Genomic DNA, 23,618 nt, shown 5'->3' on the forward strand with positions numbered 1-23,618 from the left:
CTAACACTCGGAGAAAACCCTATCCATGTGTGGCATTGTCGGCATCGTCAGCACTTCCAACGTAAATCAGTCTCTCTATGATGCATTGACTGTTCTTCAACACCGGGGCCAGGACGCGGCGGGCATTGTTACCTTTCAGGATGAGCGTTTTTTTCTGCGCAAGGACAACGGTCTTGTTCGGGATGTTTTTCATACCCGTCATATGCGTCGTCTGGTTGGCAATGTTGGTATCGGCCATGTGCGCTATCCGACTGCGGGCAGTTCAAGCTCGGCCGAGGCTCAACCGTTCTACGTGAACAGCCCTTACGGAATCACCCTGGCTCACAATGGCAATCTGACAAATGCTGATGATCTTAGCCAGGATCTTTTTCGCACCGATCTTCGTCATATAAACACCAACTCTGATTCGGAAGTCTTGCTGAACGTGTTTGCCCATGAGCTTCAGAAGCTCGGTAAGCTGGACCCGACCAAGGATGAGATCTTTGCGGCGGTCAGGGCTGTACATAAGCGCTGCCGTGGAGCCTACGGCGTAATTGCGATGATCACCGGCTACGGCATCGTCGGTTTCCGGGATCCGAACGGTATTCGTCCGGCCTGTTACGGCGTTCGGGAGTCGGAGGACGGGCGCAAGGAATACATGATCGCGTCAGAGAGCGTCGCGTTGAGTGCCGCCGGGTTCACCCTGGTCCGTGATATTGCTCCGGGCGAAGCGGTGTATGTCGAAACCGACGGTACGCTCTACACGGAACAGTGTGCAGAAGAGCCCCACCTGTATCCGTGTATTTTCGAGCATGTCTATTTTGCCCGGCCCGACTCGATCATCGATAAGGTGTCGGTCTACAAGGCGCGCCTGCGAATGGGTGAGACCCTTGCCGACAAGGTACTTCGCGAGCGTCCGGAGCACGACATTGACGTGGTGATGCCAATTCCCGACACCAGCCGTACGTCGGCCATGCAGATGGCCCACCGCCTGGGTGTGAAATTCCGCGAAGGCTTCATCAAGAATCGCTACATTGGCCGAACCTTTATTATGCCGGGTCAGAAGATGCGCAAAAAATCTGTCCGCCAGAAGCTGAACCCGATTGATCTTGAGTTCCGCGACAAGAACGTGATGCTGGTCGACGATTCGATTGTGCGGGGAACCACCTGCAAGGAAATCGTTCAGATGGCCCGTGATGCCGGTGCACGAAACGTGTATTTCGCTTCTGCGGCGCCTCCCGTCCGATACCCCAACGTCTACGGGATCGACATGCCCTCGGCCAGTGAACTGATTGCCCATGACCGGACGGTGGAAGAAATCCGTGAACTGATCGGGGCAGATTGGTTGCTGTATCAGGATCTGGAAGATCTGATTGCGTGCGTGAACGACGTTAACGACGAGATTGAAGGTTGGGAATGCTCGGTCTTCACCGGAAACTACGTCACCGGCGACGTCGATCAGGAGTACCTGAATCGGCTTGAGGAAGCCCGCAATGACGATAAGAAGTCGAAACAGCAGGGTGGAGATTCCGGTGATAACGGCATCATCGATTTGTACAATGATGAAGATTAAACGCGCAACGCGTGATACCAGGAGTAGCTCATGACTTTCCGCCGTGAACAAAATGTCTGGATCCCGGAGTCGGATCTTGAGGGTATGTCTGTTGATACCCTGGCGGTGAGGGCAGGGCAGGTGCGTACGGGGGAGCTGGAGCACAGTGATCCGATCTTCCCGACATCGAGCTTCGTCTATGGCAGCGCGGCCCAGGCGGCAGCCCGCTTCGGCGGCGACGAACCGGGCAACATCTACTCGCGGTTCACCAATCCCACGGTTCAGGCTTTCGAGGGACGAATTGCGGCCATGGAAGGGGGCGAGCGTGCCGTAGCGACGTCGTCGGGGATGGCTGCCATTCTGAGTACCTGCATGGCGCTGCTGAAAAGCGGGGATCACGTGGTGTGTTCCCGTGGCGTGTTTGGCACCACTAATGTGCTGTTCCAGAAATATATGGCGAAATTTGGCGTCGAGACCTCGTTTGTCGGTCTCACGGACCTGGAAGAGTGGGCCGCCGCGGTACGCCCGGAAACCCGTATGCTCTTTATAGAAACGCCGTCCAACCCACTGTGTGAAGTTGCGGATATGGCAGCGCTGGCCAGCCTGGCCCATGCCAACGATGCCGTGTTCGTGGTGGACAACTGTTTCTGTACGCCGGTGTTGCAGCGTCCCCTGGAGCATGGTGCCGATATCATTATCCATTCGGCGACCAAGTATCTGGATGGCCAGGGCCGTTGCGTCGGCGGTGTTGTGGTCGGGCCGTCAAAGTTGATGGACGAGGTGTACGGTTTTCTTCGTTCCGCTGGTCCTACCATGAGCCCATTCAACGCGTGGGTATTCCTCAAGGGGCTGGAAACCTTACCAATCCGTATGCGTGCCCACTGCGACAATGCGGTAGAGTTAGCGTTGTGGCTGGAACAACAACCGGCGGTTGAAGAGGTTTTTTATGCCGGTTTGCAGAGTCACCCACAGCACGAACTTGCAAAGAAGCAGCAATCAGGGTTTGGTGGTGTTCTTTCGTTTCGTTTGAAGGGCGGGCGCCAAGAAGCCTGGTCTTTCATTGACGCCACCCGGATGATCTCGATTACCGCGAATCTGGGCGACGTGAAAACCACGATCACCCATCCGGCCACCACCACCCACGGTCGCCTGTCGCCGGAAGACAAGGACGCTGCGGGTATCACTGAAAATCTGGTCCGGATTTCGGTGGGCATAGAAGCAGTCGAGGACCTGAAGACCGATCTTGCACGTGGCTTTCAGGCACTTCAGAACCCAAGCAATGGAAACGTTTGAGTATTCATGGCCGAATCCGCAAAAGCGAAGAAAGCACCACAGGAACTGACAGAGAAGCAGCTGCGCTTTCGCCGTTTGGTGGCACAGGGTGCCCGGGAAGGCGCCGTGATTGCGCTGGTCGCGCTCTGCATCTACTTTTCCATGGCGCTGGTTACATTCAGTCCGTCTGATCCGGGCTGGGCCAGTATTGGCCACGATACCAGCGTTCAGAACTATGCGGGCCGCACCGGCGCCTGGCTCGCGAGTCTGTTCATGGACTTCTTTGGTCAGGTGGCCTACCTGTTCCCGCTGATGATCGCAGGGTATGCAATCATGTTGATTCGTCGTCGGAACGATTCCATGGATTTGCACTGGCCGCTGTTCATGATGCGGTTCGGCGGTTTTTTGCTGATCCTGCTGTCTGCTACCAGTCTGCTTTCGCTTTATTCAGTTTTCGGTCTCGGTGTGTCCTCTGGTGGGGTCCTGGGAACGGCGGTATCGGAGGCCATGGTCCGGTTCTTCAACCTGCCCGCGACAACGCTTCTGCTGATTGCCATATTTCTGTTCGCGATCACCGTCACCACTGGATTGTCCTGGTTCCGGCTGATGGACCAGATTGGTGGAGCGACGCTCAGGTTCGCGCTAGCGCTCAAGGCACTCTTCACTCCCAACCCGGATAGGAAAAAGCCTGCACCATCACCCAAGGCAGAGCCTCCGGTGGTAAAGGACCGAGTCCCTGCACCAAAGTCTGGAACTGCTGAAAAGCAAAAAAACGGGCCGCGATGGTGGCATCGAATTCCCGGCTTTGGTCCATCTAAGGCCAAGAAACCGGCAAAGACTTCGCCCGAACGGCGAGAGCCGGGGCTGGAAGGCCTCAGTGCTGCAGTGGACCCAGAGCCGGTACGGCTTGAAAGCTTCAGCTCCACAGACGATAACCCGCCTCCTGAACCGTCTCAGAGCAAGCCGGCGCCTGCTAATTCATCACCCAAGCCTTCGGGAAGGTCGCTGAAGATTTCGCCGTTCAAGAAGGATGAGCAGCCACTTTCCAGCAAAAACGGCAAGGACAAACAGCCCTCGCTGCTGGAGGACCTGGAAAACCCGATCCCGCCGATTTCTCTGCTGGATCCACCCGAGGAGCACAAGGGAGAAAGAGGCTATTCCGAAGAATCCCTCGAACACATGTCCCGAATGCTTGAAGAAAAGCTGGGGGATTTCGGTGTCTCCGTGGAAGTCGTTGAAGTCAATCCCGGGCCCGTGATCACCCGTTTCGAGATCAAGCCGGCTCCCGGCGTCAAGGTGAGTAAGATCTCGAACCTGGCGAAGGATCTGGCACGCTCACTGGCGGTTCTGAGTGTGCGGGTTGTCGAGGTCATACCCGGTAAGTCCGTTGTCGGGATCGAAATTCCCAATGAAGAACGGGAAATGGTCCGCCTGAGCGAAGTTCTGGGCGCCCGGGTGTTCGAGGATTCGTCGTCACCGCTGACACTGGCATTGGGCAACGACATAGGTGGTAACCCGATGGTGGCCAACCTGGCCAAGATGCCCCATTTGCTGGTGGCGGGTACCACGGGGTCGGGCAAGTCCGTCGGCGTGAACGCCATGCTGCTGAGTATGCTTCTGAAGGCGACGCCCGATGAGGTCCGCTTCATCATGGTCGACCCAAAGATGCTCGAGTTGAGCATTTACGACGGCATCCCCCATCTTCTGGCGCCCGTTGTCACTGACATGAAAGAAGCCGCTAACGCGCTTCGCTGGTGCGTCGCAGAAATGGAACGCCGTTATCGGCTCATGGCCAATCTTGGCGTTCGGAACATTGCGGGATACAACCGCAAGGTCAAGGATGCCATTGCAGCCGGCGAACCGCTACTGGACCCGCTTTGGAAGCCGGATGAATATCTCGCCAATGACGAGCAGGAACGACCAGAACTGGAAACCCTGCCGTTCATCGTGGTTGTGATCGATGAATTTGCCGACATGATGATGATCGTTGGCAAGAAAGTGGAAGAATTGATTGCCCGAATTGCCCAGAAGGCGAGGGCCGCGGGGATTCATCTGGTGCTTGCCACCCAGCGACCGTCTGTTGACGTCATTACCGGTCTGATCAAGGCAAATATCCCCACGCGTATGTCCTTCCAGGTCTCGTCCAAGATCGATTCCCGGACGGTTCTCGATCAGGGCGGCGCCGAACAGCTTCTCGGGCATGGCGACATGCTCTACCTGCCGCCGGGCTCTGGCCTGCCGGTCCGGGTTCATGGTGCTTTCGTCGATGACGATGAAGTCCATCGCGTCGTCAGCGCGTGGAAAGCGCGTGGCGAACCGGTCTACGTGGACGACGTTCTGAACGGTGCCGAGGGCGAAAGTCTGCCCGGCGTACCGACACTCTCGGAGGGTGGTGGCGATAGTGAAGGCGATGCCCTGTTCGACGAGGCAGTGGCGTTTGTCACCGAAGGCCGGCGGGTGTCGATTTCGTCCGTTCAGCGCAAGTTCAAGATTGGCTACAACCGGGCGGCGAATCTCGTCGATGCCATGGAAGCTTCGGGCGTCGTCAGTGCCGCCGGGCACAATGGTGCACGGGAAGTTTTGGCCCCGCCACCCCCCAGAGACTAGGAGCCGTATCATATGCAATACCATCCCTTTCTGAAGATATTCGCCATCGCAGTGGTTACCCTGTTTGCGTTGGCAGCGAAAGCGGCTGATAACGGGTCAGAGTCGCGGGATGCGGCTGCCAGGCTCGCCTCCATGCTCAAGAGCTACGAGTCCTATCAGGCTGATTTCATTCAGATCGTTGTCAATGAAAACGGCAACCAGGTTCAGGAAACCCGGGGGGCTCTGAAAGCCAAACGCCCCGGGTTGTTTTACTGGGAAACCAGTGCGCCGCTTTCCCAATTCATCGTCAGCAACGGTGAAACGGTTGAAGTCTACGATCCAGATCTTGAGCAGGTGACCATTCATAATCTGGACGAACGGGTCCAGACAACCCCGGCTCTTTTGCTCAGTGGCGAGGTCGATAACCTTGAGGAAACCTACCGGGTCTCCAGAAAGGCCATTGGTGATAATACCCGTGAATTCATGCTGGAGCCCCGTAGCCCGGATTCCCTGTTCCTCTCCCTGCGTCTCACGTTTTTCAAGGGTGAGCTACAGGAGATGCGGATGCAGGACTCGTTGGGCCAGCTCAGTGTTCTGAGCTTTGATAACATCAGGTTGAACGAGAGTGTCGACAACAGCGCCTTTTCCCTGGAATACCCGGAGGGCGTCGACATCATCCGGGACGGAGCCTGATGCAGGATAGCCTGTTTGAGGACCAGCCCGGTTTTCGCCCACTGGCGGCGCGAATGCGGCCTGCCAGCCTTGATGATTATGTCGGCCAGCTGCATCTCGTGGGGCCCGGCAAACCTCTGCGCCGTGCTGTTGAGCAGGGGCAGTTGCATTCCATGATCCTCTGGGGGCCACCGGGTGTCGGTAAGACCACCTTCGCTCGCCTCCTTGCATCCCTCAGCGATCTCAGCTTCGAGACCATCTCGGCGGTCCTCAGTGGCGTGAAAGAGATCCGTGCCGTTGTTGATCGGGCCCGCAATCGCAAGCAATCCGAAGGGCGGGACACGCTCCTGTTCGTGGACGAAGTGCATCGCTTCAACAAAAGCCAGCAGGATGCCTTTTTGCCTCATATTGAAGACGGTACCTTCATCTTCGTGGGGGCTACCACGGAAAACCCTTCTTTCGAGCTGAACAGCGCACTCCTGTCCCGAACCCGGGTTTACGTTCTGAAAAACCTCGACGACGACGATATCCTGCGATTGCTTGAGCGGGCCCTGGCCTCAAGCGACGGCTTCGCTGGCCGTTTATCGGTGCCAACGGATGTACTTGAGCTGATGGCAGCTGCATCGGGAGGGGATGCCCGGCGAGCTCTGAACATTCTCGAGGTGGCGGCGGATCTGGCCGAACCGGACGCTGATGGTCGTGATTGTGTCACCCATGGGCAACTCGAACAGGTCATGCAAACCAGCCTGCGTCGCTTCGACAAAGGCGGGGACGTGTTCTACGACCAGATCTCGGCACTTCACAAATCGGTCCGGGGATCCGATCCGGACGGTTCGCTTTACTGGCTTTGCCGCATGCTGGATGGGGGCTGTGATCCACTGTACGTTGCCCGGCGATTAGTCCGGATTGCCAGCGAGGATATCGGAAACGCCGATCCGCGGGCGCTGCAGCTCAGCATGGACGCCTGGGACGCACAGGAGCGGCTGGGGTCTCCGGAAGGTGAGCTGGCGCTTGCCCAGGCAGTTACCTACCTGGCCATGTGCCCAAAGAGCAATGCAGTCTACAATGCGTTCAACCAATGCATGTCAGACATCCGCCAGGATCCGGATTTTGAAGTGCCCGTGCATTTGCGTAACGCCCCGACCAAGCTTCTTAAAACCATGGGCCATGGTGAATCCTATCGGTACGCTCACGATGAGCCCGATGCGTTCGCCGCCGGCGAAGCCTACCTGCCCGAATCCATACATCAGCGCCGCTATTACCAGCCGGTGAATCGCGGGCTCGAAATCAAGCTGGCTGAAAAACGGGAGCGTCTCGATCAGCTCAACGCCCAGAGCTCCCGAAAGCGCTACTCCTGAGCCTTTCCCACGGTAGCCACGGGCCTCTGTGCAGGTATAATGGCCAGTCATTTATCACACATCGCTAACCGGAATAGTCAGGATAACCATGCTCGATCCCAAACGTGTCCGCACTCAGACTGAAGAGATCGCCCGTCGGCTGGCCATCAAGAACTTTACCTTTGATACCGCCACCTTCGAGCAGCTCGAGGAACGCCGTCGCGCCCTGCAAGTGCGGACGGAGACGCTGCAGAGCGAGCAGAACAAACAGTCAAAGTCGATTGGCAAGGCCAAAGCCGCCGGTGAAGACATCCAGCCGTTGCTGGACAAGGTGGAAAGCCTGAAGGCGCAGAAATCTGCCGCGGAAGATGAGTTGCGAACCCTGCAGGACGAGCTTTCGGATTTCCTGGCGGGCATTCCCAACCTTCCTGACGAGGATGTCCCGGCGGGTGACAGTGAAGACGACAATGTCGAAATCCGGACCTGGGGGACCGCGAGGCCCCTGGGTTTCGAGGCGAAGGATCATGTCGCCCTGGGAGAGGGGCTCAAAGGGCTGGATTTCGAGACCGCAAGCCGCCTGGCTCATTCCCGATTCGCGGTTATGCGGGGCCCGATTGCCCGTCTGCACCGGGCGCTGGCTCAGTTCATGCTGAACCTCCACACCGGCGAGCACGGCTATACCGAAGCCTATGTGCCTTACCTGGTGAACGCGGAAACGCTGTATGGCACAGGCCAGTTGCCCAAATTCGAGGAAGATCTGTTCAAGATGGAGGGAGAGAATCCCCTTTACCTGATCCCGACGGCAGAGGTCCCGGCAACCAACCTTGTTTCAGACAGCATCCTGGACGCCAAGGAGCTGCCGCTTCAACTGGTTTGCCACACACCCTGTTTCCGCAGTGAGGCCGGGTCCTACGGCCGTGACACCCGGGGCATGATTCGCCAGCATCAGTTTGACAAAGTCGAGCTGGTACATGTTGTTCGGCCAGAGGATTCTGATGCCGCGCTGGACGCACTCACAGGGCATGCCGAAAAGGTTCTCCAGTTGCTGGAACTGCCGTACCGGGTCGTCACCCTGTGCGGAGGAGATATGGGCTTCTCGGCAGCCAAAACATACGACCTGGAAGTCTGGCTGCCGGGGCAGCAGAAATTCCGGGAGATCTCGTCCTGCTCCAACACCCGTGATTTTCAGGCACGGCGCATGCATGCCCGGTGGCGTAACCCGGAGACCGGAAAGCCGGAGCCCGTACATACTCTGAACGGGTCTGGTCTGGCGGTGGGGCGTGCCCTGATTGCCGTGATGGAGAACTATCAACAGGAAGACGGCAGCATTCTGGTTCCGGATGTACTAAAGCCTTACATGGGAGGCATCGACCGAATCCAATGACCAATCAGCCGACACATGCACCAGGGAAGGGCGTTGGTGCAACCCCAGCACCAATCCGGTACCGAACCAATCCCGTCACGGATAATCCGAACAGCTCCGCGGGAGAGGTGGCCCTTGTCGGGGCGGGCCCGGGTGATCCGGAACTGCTTACGCTAAAGGCATGGCGCCTGATTACCTGCGCCGAGGTGGTGCTTTACGATCGTCTCGTTTCGCCAGAGATCATGGCACTTATTCCGGATTCCGCTGAAAAGATCCACGTCGGTAAGCAGCGCGCCAATCACGTGTTACCGCAGGATCAGATTAATCAGCGCCTGGTGGATCTGGCGCGGACCGGGCGCAAAGTGGTGCGTCTGAAGGGCGGTGATCCGTTTATTTTCGGTAGGGGCGGTGAGGAAATAGAAACATTGGCCGCAGCCGGTGTCCGGTTCCAGGTGGTCCCCGGCATTACGGCGGCGTCCGGCTGTGCGGCGTATTCCGGAATTCCGCTCACCCATCGCGATTACGCTCAGTCAGTACGCTTCGTGACCGGCCATCTCAAGAACGATACCTGCGACCTTCCCTGGAAGGATTTTGTCCAGAACAACCAGACCCTCGTGTTTTATATGGGTCTGGTGGGACTGCCCATCATCTGCCGGCAACTGGTTAGCCATGGCATGTCTCGAGATATGCCCGTAGCGCTTGTTTCCAAGGGAACGACTCCCGAGCAATTGGTGATCACCGGCACCTTGACCGACATCGTGGAGCGGGTTGAGGCGCAGCCGGTTCAGCCGCCGACACTGGTGATTATTGGCCATGTGGTGGCTCTGCGGGAGCGCCTGGATTGGGTAGGTGGGCTGCCTGATAGAACCCTCGCGCAGGATTGAGTTGCAAGCGAGGCGGGCGACCGCATCATTGAGTCTGAACAAAAAAAGGGAGCCTGAGGCTCCCTTTTTGCTATCCGGTCGTGCTCAGCCAATTTTGCGCTTTGGCAGGACATCCTTCAGTTTGTCACGCATTTCCCGAATGGCTTTTTCGGTGGTCGGCCAGTCGATACACGCGTCGGTTACGGAGACGCCGTACTTCAGATCGGCCAGATTGTCCGGAATGGACTGATTGCCCCAGTTAATGTTGCTTTCCACCATCAGGCTCTGGATAGAGTTGTTGCCTTCGAGGATCTGGTGGGCCACGTCCTGCATAACCAGCGGCTGTAGCCCGGGATCCTTGTTCGAATTGGCATGGCTGCAGTCAACCATGATGGACTTCCGGAGCTTGGCTTTTTCCAGTGCCTGCTCGCAAAGAGCTACGCTTACGGAATCATAGTTGGGCTTTCCGCCACCACCGCGCAGAACCGCGTGTCCATAATTGTTTCCCTTGGTCCGGATAATCGCAACTTTGCCTTGCTGGTCAATACCGAGGAAGCTGTGGGGGTGAGACACGGACTTCATCGCGTTAACCGCGACGTCCAGGCTGCCGTCGGTGCCATTCTTGAAGCCGATGGCCATAGACAGACCGCTGCTCATCTCGCGGTGGGTCTGCGACTCGGTAGTACGGGCGCCGATTGCTGACCAGGCAATGGTGTCCTGCAGGTATTGCGGAGAAATAGGATCCAGGGCTTCAGTGGCTGCCGGCAGGCCGAGTTCGTTGATATCTAGGAGCAGGCGACGGCCAATGTGCAGGCCCTGTTCGATATCGAATGTATCGTTCAGCTTCGGGTCATTGATCAGCCCTTTCCAGCCCACGGTGGTCCGGGGTTTCTCGAAATAAACGCGCATTACGATCAGCAGCGTGTCGCTGACTTCGTCAGCAAGCTTTTTCAGGCGTTGGGCGTAGTCACGGGCAGCCTCCACGTCGTGGATCGAACAGGGGCCTACCACCACGAACAGGCGGTGGTCCTTGCCGTCCATGATGTCATAGATGGCCTGACGTCCATTCGCCACGGTGTCGGCTGCTTTGTCGGAGAGCGGCATCTCCTGTTTCAGCGCTTCAGGAGTGATCAGTGGTTCCTGGCTGGCCACATTCAGATTCTCTAGTTTTTTGCCCGACATGTTGTTCTATATCCCCGATTCTGATCGTTGCTTCCCGGTTGGACGAACAAATGCCAACGGGGTTGCAGATTAACGCGAATGTCACCGGTGTCCGGTTGCGATTAACCCCGGCGAGGTGGTTATACTGCGTCATTTGGTAGGCCTTTTCAACGCTTCTTCAGTACGGGGTCTGGATGTCACAAAACCGGCAGAAATCGCGAGATGTTCCGGTCCGCAGGACGGTCTCGGGAAAGATCGCTTTTGTCCTGTTGGGCTGAGCAGAGGGACGAGCGTGTTACTCATGTTGTCCGTTCCGTTCACTTGAACTGGTCGGCGATGCAGCTCAATGCCGCCTTGCCCGACTGCGGTTTTTCTCGCCTGGCGAATGAACCTTGAGGGCGCAAAAGCGTTCAGTTCCAACCTGGTTGAATGGCTCGACAGCCTGCAGGAATGGCGTGGCTGGAGTGATTCCGGGGGCCGGTCCTCGAAAGTGCTTCTTGATCAGCTCGACGCCCTGGTCATTGCGGTTTCGGGCAGTTTCGAGTCGGGGACGGTGTCTGCGGTCGAGGACTTTTGCCGCCAATGGAAAGAGGGTGCAGACAGGCGCAACGGTCAGATTGGCAAACTGAGGCAGCGACTGTTGGAAACCGAGCAGGGCGCGGCTCGCCAACGTCGCGCTGACCAGACGGCCCGGGCGCTGATTGGTCGGGCATTGCGGGGCCGCCAACTGCCGGTTCCCATCAGTCGTTTTGCGCTCGACCACTGGCATCGGCTCCTTAAACACCCGATCAGGGAAACCGGTTTTGAGGGAGAGACCTTTCGTCATGGTCTCACGCCTCCGAGGTGAAGCGCCGGAGCTGGCGGACGCCTTGCCGCCTCCTGAGCGGTTCAGATGGGATACTTCTTGGCTGAAGTTTTCGGGCGCGAACCTGGGGCAGGCAAGTGTAGCGGAAGGTCAATGGTTCGTTGAAGGCAAGGGTAATCGTGAGCAGCGCGGTTATTTCTTCGCGCTGCTGCAGGACACTGCCGAAATTCTGTGGACCAATGGCACCGAGGTGAAGCTTGGCCTTCAGCCGTGGGCTGAGTTTCAGCGGGCCCGGGCAAGCGGAGACTTGCGCCCGCTACCCAGGTTGACGCCCTTTGGTCAGGTTTTGAATGAAACCGTCACGGTGCTGCCGGCGTCAGTGAGAAGCAGCGCAGACTACGCGAGAACGCCGCTCAAGAAGCCAGGAATCAGGCTGATGCCCTGCGGCGAAAGCGTGAGCAGGAGGATTTGAAGCGCGAGAGGGAAGAAGCGGCTCGCGAGGCAGAGCTTCGGCGCGAAAGGCAGCGACTGGAGGAGCAACGCCAGGATGATGATAGGGCTGAACGGGAACATCTTGCCCGGGAGCAGCGGCTTCTCGCCCGAAAGCAGGTTCTTGGCCTCAAACTGGGAGGTTGGATCGTGGTTTCGCCGTCAATACCTGAGGAAGAACCAATTCGATTGAAGCTGGCCGTCCGAATCAACGCATCCCGCGAGCTCGTCTTTGTCGACCGTTTGGGACTCAACCGTCGGGAGTTCCTGGAGGACAACCTGGTGGAGGGCATCGTAGTTGGCCGGATTCGGGTTCTGGGCAGCTCTGCGGAGTTCGACGATACCCTCAGCCGGGTGGTTGGCCGGATCCGAGTGGACCGAAACTGAGGCCGAAAGAGGAGCAGGAAAAATAATAATGAGTAATACAGACTACGGTTTTGGCACTTCCGAGAGCGCTTCAGAGGGGCCCGATAATCGGGCAGACTATCGTCTCACGGCAACGGCACGAGCAACGCTCGAGCTAGAATCCGAGGTGCCCGGGAAGGCCTTGAAAAACCGCGGACGAGACCTGGTGTGCCGAATCCGCGACATTTCAGCGCGTGGAATGTGCCTTTTTTCTCCGGAGCCGCTGTCTTTGGGGGCGCTCCTTCCAGCGACGGTAGTACTGGGCGATCATCCGACGCCGTTCGTATTGATGGTGGAAGTGGTCTGGTGCCGCCCGAACCGGTCGGAGTTTCTGGTTGGTGTTCAGATCATGGAATCAGACGGCACGGGTTACGTTGAATGGTTGGACGCGGTCGCTTCAGCAATGGAAGGGGAGTAATGGGAGGCACAGAAAAGCCGGCGCAGGGCCGGCTTTCTTAATCCTGATAGCGACTGCCGCTGGGACTCATTCTTCCATTTGAGCCATACCGGTAATATTGAAACCGGCATCGACGTACATGATTTCCCCGGTGATGCCGCTGGCCATGTCCGAGCTCAGGAAAGCGGCGGCATTGCCGACCTCATCGGTGGTCACGTTACGACGCAGCGGAGCCTGTTTGGCATTCTCCGCAAGCATCCGGCGGAAACTCTTGATGCCCGAGGCCGCCAGTGTCTTGATCGGGCCGGCCGAGATGCCGTTGACCCGAATTCCATCCTTGCCCAGGCTCGCTGCCATGTAACGGACATTGGCTTCAAGTGAGGCCTTGGCCAAGCCCATCACGTTGTAGTTCTGCAGTACCCGTTCCGCACCCAGGTAGCTCAGCGTCAGCAAAGAGCTTCCTTCGTGCATCATCTTCCGGGCACCCTTGGCTAGTGCAACAAAGCTGTAAGAGCTGATGTCGTGGGCGATTCGGAAACCCTCGCGGGTGGTAACATCGACATAATTGCCGTCCAATTCATGCCCGGGCGCAAACCCAACGGCGTGAACGATGATGTCGATGTGGTCCCAGTGTTTGCCAAGCTCGGTAAAGACGTTCTCGATTTCTTCGTCGCTGGCAACGTCACAGGGAAAAGTCAGCTTGCTGCCCCATTGTTCGGCGAATTTCTCCACCCTGGGTTGGAGCTTTTCGTTCTGATAGGTGAACGCCAGCTCCGCGCCTTCCCGGGCGAATGCTTCGGCGATACCGTAGGCGATGGACAGTTTGCTGGCAACGCCAACGATCAGTGCTTTTTTGCCACTGAGTAATCCCATGGGTAGTTCTCCCTGTGTTCCTGATTTCGGAGCATTATCCCTGAACTCGCGCGCTCCGGGTAACGCTCAATTGGTCGTAGACGCGTTCTGGTAGAAGAACGCCGCACTGAGTAGTTCCTGAGTGTATGCCTGGCTTGGTGCGTGGAAAATGTCGTCGGCGTTCCCGTATTCCACAATCTTTCCGTGGTGCAATACCAACAGTTTATGACTGAGTGCGCGAACGACGGCCAGATCGTGGCTGATGAAAATATAGCTTAGACCATAGCGGCCCTGTATATCCCGCAGAAGCTCAATCACCTGTTTCTGGACGGTCCTGTCCAGCGCAGAGGTTGGCTCGTCCAGAATGATCAGATCGGGCTGAAGCACGAGGGCGCGGGCTATGGCAATGCGCTGGCGCTGTCCGCCCGAAAATTCGTGAGGATAGCGATGTCGATTGTCGGGATCCAGGCCAACGTCCCGTAAGGCCCGGATTACCCGTTGCTCGTGGTCGTCAGAGTTGCCAGGCTCGTGAATTTCCAGGCCTTCGCGCACGATCTCAGCGATCGACATTCGCGGGCTAAGGCTGCCGAATGGGTCCTGAAACACGATCTGTATCCGGCTCCGCCAGGGACGAAACTGCTTCTGGGTGAGGTTGCCCAGCTCTTCGCCGGCCAACTGGATGCTACCGGTACTGGCGGTCAGCTTGAGTAGGGCGTGACCAATGGTGGTCTTGCCGCTTCCGCTTTCCCCGACAATCCCGAGGGTTTCGCCGCGATTCAGGCTGAAATTGGTGTCCTGGACCGCGTGAAAATAGTCTTTGACCTTGCCAAAAAGTGATTTACGGGTGGAAAAACGGACGTCCAGATGGGAGACGCTGAGCAGGGGGGTGCTACTGCCGGCGGCTGCCAGCGGGGCCTCGGGCGGTTCGGCATCCAGCAATTTTCGGGTATAGGGGTGTTTTGGTCGATCAAACAGAGTCTCGGTGTCTGCAAGCTCCACCAGTTTCCCCTGTTCCATGACCGCCACCTCGTCTGCATAGCGGTGAACAATGGAAAGATCATGAGTGATCAGCAGGATCGCCATGCCGAGTTTCTGCTGAAGCTCCCGGAGCAGTTCGAGAACCTGTTTTTGCACCGTGACGTCCAGCGCCGTGGTGGGTTCGTCAGCAATCAGGAGTTCGGGCTCGTTGGCCAGCGCCATGGCAATCATGACGCGCTGCTTCTGTCCCCCGGAAAGCTGGTGCGGGTAGCTACCGAGACGACTTTCGGGGTTCTGGATGCCGACCAGTTCCAGCAATTCAATGCAGCGCTTTCGAGCGGCGGAATTGCGCATCCCCTTATGCAGGGCCAAGGTTTCCCCAATCTGCTTCTCGACGGTATGCAGAGGATTGAGGGACGTCATTGGCTCCTGGAAGATCATGCTGATCTGGCGCCCCCGAATCTGACGAAGGCGTTTGTCACTGGCCTTCAGCATGTCTTCGCCGCGGAAAAAGATCTCTCCGGTCGGATAGCTGGCGTGTCGCTCATCAAGCAACCGAAGCACCGACAGTGCCGATATGGATTTGCCCGATCCGCTTTCCCCTACGAGTGCGAGCGTCTGGCCCTCGCGGATGGCAAGTGACAGGGAGTCCACTGCCCGGGGGCCATGATCGAAGCAGATAGACAGGTTCGAAATCTGTAACAGGTTGCTCATATCAGCTCTTTCTCGGATCGAAGGCGTCCCGAACGGCCTCGCCGACGAACACCAGGAGTGTCAGCATGACCGAAAGCGAGATGAAGGCAGATATGCCGAGCCAGGGCGCGTGCAGGTTCGCTTTCCCCTGCGCAATCAGTTCGCCCAGAGACGGCGAGCCGGACGGCAGGCCGAATCCGAGGAAGTCCAGTGAAGTCAGCCCGGTGATGGCGCCGGTCAGGATAAACGGAAGAAAGGTCAGCGTCGCGACCATGGCGTTGGGAAGAATGTGCCGGAACATGATTTTCCGGTTGTCCAGACCCAGGGCTCTGGCCGCCTTCACGTACTCGAAATTTCTGGCCCGCAGGAACTCCGCCCGGACTACATCCACGAGCCCCATCCAGCTGAATAGCAGCATGATGCCCAGCAGCCACCAGAAGTTCGGCTGCACGATGCTCGACAGGATGATCAACAGGTACAGCACTGGAAGCCCCGACCACACCTCAATGAAACGCTGTCCGAGCAGATCAATCTTGCCGCCGTAGTAGCCCTGAATGGCTCCGACCGCGACACCCACGATGCAGCTGGCAAAAGTAAGGGTGAGTCCGAACAGCACAGAAATGCGAAAGCCGTAGATCACCCTGGCGGCAACATCCCGTCCCTGGTCGTCGGTACCCAGCCAGTTCTCCGGACTGGGCGGTGCGGGCGAGGGCACCTCAAGGTCGTAGTTGATGGTGTCGTAACTGAAGCGGATTGGCGGCCAGACTATCCAGCCATTGGCTTCGATCTGACTGGAGATGAATGGGTCGCGGTAATCGGCCTCCGTGGGCAAAAAGCCCCCGAAGGTCTCCTCAGAAACGGACTCCACGACCGGAAAATAGAAGGTGTCCTGGTAGGACACAACCAGTGGTGAATCGTTGGCGATCAGCTCCGCCACAAGGGACAGGCCGAACAGGGCGAGAAACACCCAGAGAGACCAATACCCCCGCCGGTTGGCGCGGAAATTTCGCAGCCGCCGCTGCTGAATTGGCGTGAGCGATTTCATGCTTACGCCCCCTCCCGGCTTTCAAAATCGATACGGGGATCCACCAGGACGTAGGTGATGTCGCTGATCAACTTCAGGATCAGGCCCATCAGGGTAAAGATGTAGAGCGTTCCGAATATAACCGGGTAATCCCGGTTCAAGGCAGCCTCAAACCCCAGTAGGCCTAGCCCATCCAGGGAGAAGATGACCTCGATCAGCAGCGATCCGGTAAAAAACAGCGCCACCAGAACACCGGGCAAGCTTGCAATGACAATCAGCATGGCGTTTCGGAACACGTGGCCGTAGAGCACCTGCTTCTCCTCCAGTCCCTTGGCGCGGGCAGTCACCACGTATTGCTTGCTGATTTCGTCGAGGAATGAATTCTTTGTGAGCAGCGTCAGTGTGGCAAAGCCACCAATCACATTGGCGGTGACGGGCAGGGCCAGATGCCAGAAGTAATCGCCGATCTTCTGGTACCAGGTGAGTTCGTCAAAGTTGGTCGAGGTAAGTCCGCGCAGCGGAAACCAGTCGAAATAGCTGCCGCCGGCAAACAACACGATCAGCAGAATCGCGAACAGGAAGCCCGGAATGGCATAACCGATGACAATCGCGGAGCTGCTCCATACATCGAACCGGGAGCCATCAGTCACTGCCTTGCGGATGCCCAGGGGAATGGAAATGATGTAGATAATCAGGGTCGACCACAGTCCCAATGATATGGAGACCGGCATCTTCTCGACGATCAGGCTGGTCACGCTCTTTTCGCGGAAAAAAGAATCGCCAAAGTTAAACGTGGCGTAGTCCCCCAGCATCTTGATAAATCGTTCGTGGGGCGGCTTGTCGAAGCCATACATGACTTCGATTTCCTTAAGCAGCTCATCTGGAATACCCCGGGATCCGCGACTGTCGCCGGAGGCGCTGGAAACCTCGCCGCCGGAATCACCACCCGAGGCCCGCGCCAGAGCGCTGCCTCCGTGGCCTTCCATCTCGGCGATGAGTTGTTCAACCGGGCCGCCGGGTGCGGCCTGGACGATCACGAAGTTCAACAGCATTATCCCGATAAGCGTCGGGATAATCAGCGCCAGCCTTCGTAGTATGTATATGCCCATTTAGCGGAGGGTTCCTTCCGTTACAGCGAGGATCAGAATCAATTGCTCAGGGCCGTACCCACCAGTTATCCAGATCAATGCCGTTCTTGGGCGTCATTTCGGGGCGCTGCAGATGATTCCAGTAAGCCACCCGATCTTTGGCCAGGTGCCAGTGCGGAATCACATAGTGACCGTGCAGAAGAACCCGGTCCAGTGCACGGACTCGCTGAACGAGTTCTTCGCGGTCCGGGGCCTGTATGACTTTGTTGACCAGGTCATCGACGACTTGATCGGAGACGCCCATGTAGTTTCGTGATCCAACGGCGTCGACATTGGCGGAATGCCAGTATTCGCGCTGTTCGTTACCCGGGGAATCGGACTGCGGCAGGACCTGTGTGATCATGTCGAAATCAAACTCCCGAACCCGCTGCACGTATTGATTGCTGTCCACGAGTCGCACAGAGACATCAATGCCCAGTTTTGCAAGGTTGTTCTTGAACGGCAGAACTACCCGTTCAAAGCTCTTCTGGAACAACAGGATTTCAAAGGCCAGTGGCTCTCCCGTGCTCTTGTTGACCAGTTTGCCATCCTGAATTGCGTAACCGGCCGAGCGCAGCAACTCGAGGGCGGATCTCAGGTTCTCTCTGAGGCCCTTCTGGCCTTCGGTTTCCGGTGCCTGATATTCCTCTGTGAAAACGTCCCCGCCGAGCTGATCCCGGTAGGGCTCCAGGATTTCCAGTTCCCGTCCCTGAGGCAGGCCGGAAGAGGCGAGATCGCTGTTTTCGAAGTAGCTGTCGGTTCTGGTGTACTGGCCATAGAACAGGTTCTTGTTGGCCCATTCAAAATCGAAGCCATAGGCAAGTGCTTCGCGCACCCGGGGATCACTGAATACCTCACGGCGGGTGTTAAATGCAAAGCCCTGCATGCCGGTGGGTCGATGATGCTCAATTGCTTCGGCAACGATTGTCCCTTCGTCGAATTTCGAGCCGGTGTATGCCGTTGCCCAGTTCTTTGCCGAGGTTTCCACTCTGAAATCAAAGTTTCCGGCCTTGAAGGCTTCGAGGGCCACGGTATCGTCGGTGTAATAGTCGTACCGGATCTGATCAAAGTTGAAGCGGCCTTTTCGGACGCCGAGGTCCTTGGCCCAGTAGTCGTCGACACGTTCGTAGATAATTGACCGGCCTGCCTCAAAGTCGCCAATCCGGTAGGGGCCGCTACCCAGCGGCGGTGTCAGGCCGTTGTCACCGAACTCACGGCTCTGCCAGTAATGGGCAGGCAGAATGGGCATCTGGCCAAGGATGAGTGGCAGTTCCCGATTCATGGTGGGTCTGAAATCGAAACGGATTCGTTGGGGGCTTTCTACGGTGACCTTGGCGACATCCGCGTAGTAGTTGCGGAAAAAGGGGTGGCCTTTGGAGGTCAGGATTTCGAAGGAAAACTTTACGTCCTCGGCGGTAATGGGCTCACCATCGTGAAAGCGCGCATTCTCCCGCAGATTGAAGGTCACATAGCTCCGGTCTTTCGGCGTTTCCAGGGATTCCGCGATCAGGCCATACGCGGAAAATGGCTCATCATCCGAGGAAACCAGGAGAGTGTCGTACAGATAGGTGCTGATACCGGCCGCCGCGACACCGCGAATATCAAACGGGTTGAACGAGTCGAAGCCGTTGGCGACCACTGCCATCTTCAGTGCTCCGCCTTTGGGGGCCTCAGGATTCACGTAGTCAAAGTGAGGAAACCCGCTGGGGTATTTTGGCTCGCCGTGCATTGCGATGCCGTGCTGTGGTTCCGGGGAGTCGGAGGCGTGTTCGCTGCCCATCACGGAGGTTGTCATGGCCAGCAGGGCTAAAGAGGAGAGGATCGATGTAAGGTATGAGGCTATCCGTTTGCTTGTCATAGGTCTCGCACGTTCCGGAGTGTCAGGCCGGTACGCCAGAATCCGGTCCGGCACACCGTTGGTTCCTAATCGAACCCTTATGATTCTTGTAGTTAGGGAAAGTTCCTGCGCCCGGATGCGAGGGTGCTAGGGACTGTTCCGAATATCAACGTAGAGTACCAGACTTTGACCCGGTTGCAGATAACGTGAGGTGTTCAGGTCATTCCAGCTTGCGATGTCCCGCACATTCACGGCAAAGCGGTTGGCAATCGTGGACAGCGAATCACCTTTGCGGACGCGATACCCGACCTTCCGAACCATGGCATTGCCCCGGGCATTATTGGTGGCGACGACTGTGGGCTTCGAGGTCTTTGACCAGATGACCAGTCTCTTTCCGGGGATCAGCGGGTCTCCGGGAGCCATGCCATTCCAGGCAGCGACTTCACGAACCGATACCCGGTGTTCCCGGGCTATGTCCCAGAAGGTGTCACCCCGACGGACGGTGTAACGAACCTTGTTGCCATCACGTTTGCGGTCCTGCTTGCGCTCCAGTCGTTGTGAGGCACTCAGGGCATAGGTGTCGGAAGCTTTGCTGGCCGATGGGATCATCAGTCGTTGGCCGATCCGGATAAGGTCGGAATTCAGGTTATTGACCTGCTGTATCACCGATGGCGTGGTGGCGAACTTGCGGGCGATGGTGATCAGGCTGTCGCCGGACTGTACTTTGTAGTTGCGCCAGGAAACCCGTTCACCGGCTGGAATCTTTGCAAGGGCCGCTCGAAAGGTCTCGGCGTTTTCCCGGGGTACCAGCAGGCGGTGTGGCCCGTCCGGATTGGTTGCCCAACGATTGTAGGTGGGGTTCAGCAGGTAGATTTCGTCAACATCGATGCTGGCCAGTTCGGCCGCCTGCGCGAGGTCCAACTGGGAACCGGTTTCGACAATCTCGAAGTAGGGCTCGTCTTCCAGGGCGGGCAGGGTGATGCCGTAGTCCTCGGGTTTGTCGAAGATCTTCGCCAGGGCAATCAGCTTTGGAACATAGTGGCGGGTTTCCCGAGGCAGTTCGAGGGACCAGAAATCCTGTGGCCGGTTTTTCTTCCGGTTCCGGCGCATGGCACTGGAAACCGTTCCGCCACCGCTGTTGTACGCGGCAAGGGCCAGTGTGTAGTCACCGTCGAACCGGTTGGCGAGCCGATCCAGATAGGTCAGGGCAGCATCCGTTGCAGCCACGACATCACGGCGGTCATCGTGCCACCAGCTCTGAGTCAGGCCGAAGTATTTCCCTGTTGACGGAATGAACTGCCAGAGGCCAGCAGCCCGACCATGGGAATAGGCAAACGGATCGAAGGCGCTTTCCACCACGGGCAGCAGGGCGAATTCAGCTGGCAGCCCCCGTTTCTCCGTTTCGTCGAGAATGTAATGAAGGTAACGGCTACCCCGGTCTACCACTCGATTGATATAGCCGGGGTGACTGGCATACCAGTTGAGTTGATCCCGGACCCGTTCGTTGTCCACGTTGTGGTCAAGCGCAAAGCCTTCACGCAGGCGGCTCCACAAATCGGTCTGTTGAGGTGCGGTCTTAACGATCTGCTGTCCGGGGTTGTCCAGCTTTTCACGGGCGTCCCGAGCGGTGTCCCGTAGTTCTGGCGCAATCGCTTCGTCCAGTGCGCCATGGACTGCGGCATCGTCGTCCTCGCCGGATTCAACCGATTGCTTGAGATCTTCGTCGCCCGTGGCGACGGTAACCTGGTCAGTCTCAAGTGGATTGGTTTCCTGTTCCCCCGAATCGGTTTCGGTAAACCAGTTCGTGGGATTGACCCATGAGTTACCAGGTTGATTCAGCAGGCTGCAGCCGCTGGCCAGAGTCCCGGCGAACAAGAGGATAGACAAACGTTTGACCGACATAGAATGCTTCCGGCTCATTGTTGAAGCCGGATGGTATGTCTGAAATTCCGGCATATTTAAAGGGTTACGGTCACAAATTTGTCATGATTCTATGGGAGGCCTTTTCCAGGGGTCAAGAAACCTCTCGTTACGTCCCTGAGAGAAATTGTTAACCAGTCAGAAATTATCCTTGCCGTGGCGGATTGCCGCAAAGATGGCGTTCTCGGAATCGGCCGGCAGGCCGTGCCTTGCGCAATAGTTCCTTGCCGCATCGACAACCACCGGATCGTCCCATCTGAGAAAGGGATTGAGGCGTTTCTCCTCTCCGAGTACCGACGGAACCGTCGGGTACCCATCTTCCCGACGCTGCTTGCAGCGGATCTCGAACGCCTTGAGTCCTTCATCTCCGGGCAGCCAGCTGCGGGCAAACTTCAGGTTTGCCAGCGTATACTCGTGGGCGCAGTAAACCGCGGTCCGTTCAGGCAGGGCCCGGAGAGTTTGAAGCGACTGGCGCATCTGTTCGGGCTTGCCTTCGAACAGTCGGCCGCAACCGCAGACAAAAAGCGTGTCGCCACAAAACAGAACAGGGCGTCCATCCACTTCCGTGTCGGTAAAGTAGGCAATGTGGTCCAGGGTGTGTCCGGGGACGCCAAGAACCTGGAACGTCAGGTTTTCCCACAATACCTCATCGCCGGGATGGACCTTGTCTGTGCAGCCCGTAAACGGAGATTCGGCCGGCCCTGTCACGCCGCACTCCGGGAAAGCCCTCATCAGCTCACTGATGCCCCCCACGTGGTCGGGGTGGTGGTGGGTGACCAGGATGGTGTCCAGAACCAGCCCATTGTCCGCCAGGTGCTCAAGCACAGGGCCTGCCTGGCCCGGATCAACAACCAGGGCTTTGCGATTTTCCTGGTTCGACAGGCACCAGATATAGTTGTCGTTGAACGCTGGAATGGCGGAAATGGTCAACATAAAGCCCCACATGTGCAAAACGAATGTGACTGATATGATAGTCCATTAGATACAGGGCCCCAACAGTGGGCTCCGGTTGCGGGGGTAACACAGTGTGAGCAAGTCTGGAGCGATTGATTATCCGGAGCGTCACGAGACGTTTGAACGGTGGTTCGGGACGCCCCTCGGTCGGGCATTGCTGGCGGACCAGAGAAGGATGCTTGACCACGAATTGAGCCACCTGACGGGTGCACGTCAGCTCCAGGTTGGCGTCAGTCATCGCCTACCCTTGGCGACCGGCACCGATTTCGCCCAGAGGATCATGACAACGCCCCGCTGGTATCCCCACATTCCGGACGGTGTGGCGGTTTGTGACGCCCATGAATTACCGTTTCCGGGCGATTCCATGGACCTTGTTGTGCTTCACCACAGCGCGGATTTCAGTCGCTATCCCCATGATGTGTTGCGCGACGCAGCGAGGGTTTTGCGAGGCGAGGGGACCATTGCTCTGATCGGCTTTAATCCCGTGAGTCTCTGGGGGGTCCGAAAGCTGGCTTCCCGCCATCGAGACGGACCCTGGGGTGGGCGATTCATGCTGCGCGGGAGAATGGAGGACTGGCTGCACTTGCTGGGTTTCAATGTGGAAGCATCGGTGACCCGCTTTTTTCGGCTTCCTCTCCAGAGGAGTGGTCGCAAAGCCCGAAGCCGGCTCGACGCAAAACTCGGGGGTAACAGAATCCTGCCTGTCGGCGCTTATTACTGTATCCTTGCGAAAAAACGCGTTTACGCCGGTATTCCCAGAAAGCCTGCCTGGCGACAGGCAAAGGTCATTTCACTCTCGGGAACCAGAACAATCGGAGCATCCAGGGGGTGCGCCCGTAGGCAGTATGCGCCAGGCAAGACTGATTAACCGACAGGAGACACGATGGCCGGTAAGGTGATTTTGTATACCGACGGGGCGTGCAAGGGCAATCCCGGACCGGGCGGCTGGGGCGTTGTATTGCGGTATGGGGATGTCAAGAAGACGATGCATGGCGGAGAGGCGGAGACTACCAACAACCGAATGGAGCTGATGGCAGCGATTCGGGGGCTGGAAGCGCTCAAGCGTCCCTGTGAAGTCGAACTCTTCACCGATTCCCAGTATGTCCGCAAAGGCATCACCGAATGGATGGCGGGGTGGAAGCGCAATGGCTGGAAAACGTCGGCCAAGAAGCCGGTCAAGAACGAAGACCTGTGGCGGGAACTCGACACCGAGGTGGCCCGGCACCGGATCAATTGGCATTGGGTCAAGGGTCACGCAGGTGTCCCGGATAACGAACTGGCGGACGAGTTGGCCAACCGTGGTGTTGCGGAACTCGCGAAAGCCTGAGAACGATTTTATTGAGCAGTGTGCA

At 57.6% G+C, this 23,618-nt stretch carries 21 protein-coding genes; 13 read left to right on the forward strand and 8 right to left on the reverse strand.

Annotated elements, in window-relative coordinates:
• The first annotated feature begins 25 nt into the window (after nucleotides 1–25).
• The 7 genes from purF (at nucleotide 26) to cobA (ending at nucleotide 9,645) form a co-directional block, all read left to right on the forward strand.
• Nucleotides 26–1,552 carry an amidophosphoribosyltransferase gene (gene purF / locus QQF73_RS09025; protein ID WP_219865790.1) on the forward strand — a complete coding sequence of 509 codons (1,527 nt, stop codon included), beginning with the start codon at nucleotides 26–28 and terminating at the stop codon, nucleotides 1,550–1,552.
• A 30-nt stretch (nucleotides 1,553–1,582) separates the two neighbouring features.
• On the forward strand, nucleotides 1,583–2,824 hold the full coding sequence (locus tag QQF73_RS09030; protein ID WP_285367947.1) for an O-succinylhomoserine sulfhydrylase: 1,242 nt from the start codon (nucleotides 1,583–1,585) through the stop codon (nucleotides 2,822–2,824).
• 6 nt (nucleotides 2,825–2,830) lie between these two features.
• Complete coding sequence (locus tag QQF73_RS09035) at nucleotides 2,831–5,410, forward strand: DNA translocase FtsK (RefSeq protein ID WP_285367949.1); 2,580 nt, start codon at nucleotides 2,831–2,833, stop codon at nucleotides 5,408–5,410.
• Between the two features lie 12 nt (nucleotides 5,411–5,422).
• On the forward strand, nucleotides 5,423–6,082 hold the full coding sequence (lolA, locus tag QQF73_RS09040; RefSeq protein ID WP_285367951.1) for an outer membrane lipoprotein periplasmic chaperone LolA: 660 nt from the start codon (nucleotides 5,423–5,425) through the stop codon (nucleotides 6,080–6,082).
• Complete coding sequence (locus tag QQF73_RS09045; protein ID WP_285367953.1) at nucleotides 6,082–7,419, forward strand: replication-associated recombination protein A; 1,338 nt, start codon at nucleotides 6,082–6,084, stop codon at nucleotides 7,417–7,419. Before lolA ends, QQF73_RS09045 begins: the two co-directional genes overlap by 1 nt.
• Before the next feature lie 88 nt (nucleotides 7,420–7,507).
• Complete coding sequence (serS, locus tag QQF73_RS09050; RefSeq protein WP_219865786.1) at nucleotides 7,508–8,782, forward strand: serine--tRNA ligase; 1,275 nt, start codon at nucleotides 7,508–7,510, stop codon at nucleotides 8,780–8,782.
• Nucleotides 8,779–9,645, forward strand: a complete 867-nt coding sequence (gene cobA / locus QQF73_RS09055; protein WP_219865785.1) for a uroporphyrinogen-III C-methyltransferase — start codon at nucleotides 8,779–8,781, stop codon at nucleotides 9,643–9,645. The genes serS and cobA overlap by 4 nt, the downstream gene beginning before the upstream one ends.
• Nucleotides 9,646–9,729: 84 nt before the next feature.
• Here the strand turns inward: cobA and QQF73_RS09060 are convergent, their stop codons facing one another.
• Nucleotides 9,730–10,806: a 3-deoxy-7-phosphoheptulonate synthase gene (locus QQF73_RS09060; protein ID WP_219865784.1), complete on the reverse strand. Its 1,077-nt coding sequence runs from the start codon at nucleotides 10,804–10,806 to the stop codon at nucleotides 9,730–9,732.
• Nucleotides 10,807–11,131: 325 nt separating this feature from the next.
• Between QQF73_RS09060 and QQF73_RS09065 the strand changes: the two genes are divergently transcribed.
• Genes QQF73_RS09065 through QQF73_RS09080 form a run of 4 tightly spaced genes read left to right on the forward strand, consistent with a single transcriptional unit; the run spans nucleotide 11,132 to nucleotide 12,902 of the window.
• Entirely contained in the window at nucleotides 11,132–11,632 is a 501-nt protein-coding gene (locus QQF73_RS09065; RefSeq protein WP_285367956.1) for a hypothetical protein, read from the forward strand.
• On the forward strand, nucleotides 11,610–12,062 hold the full coding sequence (locus QQF73_RS09070) for a hypothetical protein (RefSeq protein ID WP_285367958.1): 453 nt from the start codon (nucleotides 11,610–11,612) through the stop codon (nucleotides 12,060–12,062). Before QQF73_RS09065 ends, QQF73_RS09070 begins: the two co-directional genes overlap by 23 nt.
• Entirely contained in the window at nucleotides 12,059–12,466 is a 408-nt protein-coding gene (locus QQF73_RS09075) for a DUF1631 family protein (RefSeq protein WP_425607952.1), read from the forward strand. The genes QQF73_RS09070 and QQF73_RS09075 overlap by 4 nt, the downstream gene beginning before the upstream one ends.
• Nucleotides 12,467–12,494: 28 nt before the next feature.
• Nucleotides 12,495–12,902: a PilZ domain-containing protein gene (locus QQF73_RS09080; RefSeq protein ID WP_285367960.1), complete on the forward strand. Its 408-nt coding sequence runs from the start codon at nucleotides 12,495–12,497 to the stop codon at nucleotides 12,900–12,902.
• A 66-nt stretch (nucleotides 12,903–12,968) separates the two neighbouring features.
• On the opposite strand, the gene QQF73_RS09085 is transcribed toward QQF73_RS09080, so the two are convergent.
• The 7 genes from QQF73_RS09085 to gloB all read right to left on the reverse strand — a co-directional run bounded on the left by QQF73_RS09085 (nucleotide 12,969) and on the right by gloB (nucleotide 22,245).
• A complete protein-coding gene (locus tag QQF73_RS09085) occupies nucleotides 12,969–13,754 on the reverse strand; it encodes an enoyl-ACP reductase FabI (protein ID WP_218634500.1) in 786 nt (261 codons plus the stop codon).
• Between the two features lie 66 nt (nucleotides 13,755–13,820).
• Nucleotides 13,821–15,425 (reverse strand): ABC transporter ATP-binding protein, encoded by a 1,605-nt coding sequence (locus QQF73_RS09090; RefSeq protein WP_219865782.1) that lies wholly within the window; start codon nucleotides 15,423–15,425, stop codon nucleotides 13,821–13,823.
• A 1-nt stretch (nucleotide 15,426) separates the two neighbouring features.
• Nucleotides 15,427–16,449, reverse strand: a complete 1,023-nt coding sequence (locus QQF73_RS09095; protein WP_219865781.1) for an ABC transporter permease — start codon at nucleotides 16,447–16,449, stop codon at nucleotides 15,427–15,429.
• Between the two features lie 2 nt (nucleotides 16,450–16,451).
• The gene (locus tag QQF73_RS09100; RefSeq protein ID WP_219865780.1) at nucleotides 16,452–17,537 is read right to left on the reverse strand and encodes a microcin C ABC transporter permease YejB; all 1,086 of its coding nucleotides are present in this window, start codon (nucleotides 17,535–17,537) and stop codon (nucleotides 16,452–16,454) included.
• A 46-nt stretch (nucleotides 17,538–17,583) separates the two neighbouring features.
• Entirely contained in the window at nucleotides 17,584–19,413 is a 1,830-nt protein-coding gene (locus QQF73_RS09105; protein WP_219865779.1) for an extracellular solute-binding protein, read from the reverse strand.
• Nucleotides 19,414–19,539: 126 nt separating this feature from the next.
• Nucleotides 19,540–21,294 (reverse strand): LysM peptidoglycan-binding domain-containing protein, encoded by a 1,755-nt coding sequence (locus tag QQF73_RS09110; RefSeq protein WP_219865778.1) that lies wholly within the window; start codon nucleotides 21,292–21,294, stop codon nucleotides 19,540–19,542.
• A gap of 156 nt (nucleotides 21,295–21,450) precedes the next feature.
• The gene (gene gloB / locus QQF73_RS09115) at nucleotides 21,451–22,245 is read right to left on the reverse strand and encodes a hydroxyacylglutathione hydrolase (protein ID WP_219865777.1); all 795 of its coding nucleotides are present in this window, start codon (nucleotides 22,243–22,245) and stop codon (nucleotides 21,451–21,453) included.
• 94 nt (nucleotides 22,246–22,339) lie between these two features.
• Between gloB and QQF73_RS09120 the strand changes: the two genes are divergently transcribed.
• Complete coding sequence (locus QQF73_RS09120; protein ID WP_219865776.1) at nucleotides 22,340–23,134, forward strand: class I SAM-dependent methyltransferase; 795 nt, start codon at nucleotides 22,340–22,342, stop codon at nucleotides 23,132–23,134.
• 15 nt (nucleotides 23,135–23,149) lie between these two features.
• Nucleotides 23,150–23,593, forward strand: coding sequence for a ribonuclease HI (gene rnhA / locus QQF73_RS09125; protein ID WP_219865775.1), 444 nt, complete (start codon nucleotides 23,150–23,152; stop codon nucleotides 23,591–23,593).
• Nucleotides 23,594–23,618 lie beyond the last annotated feature (25 nt).

The sequence above is a fragment of the Marinobacter albus genome, from assembly GCF_030238305.1.
Classification (GTDB): Bacteria; Pseudomonadota; Gammaproteobacteria; order Pseudomonadales; family Oleiphilaceae; genus Marinobacter; species Marinobacter albus.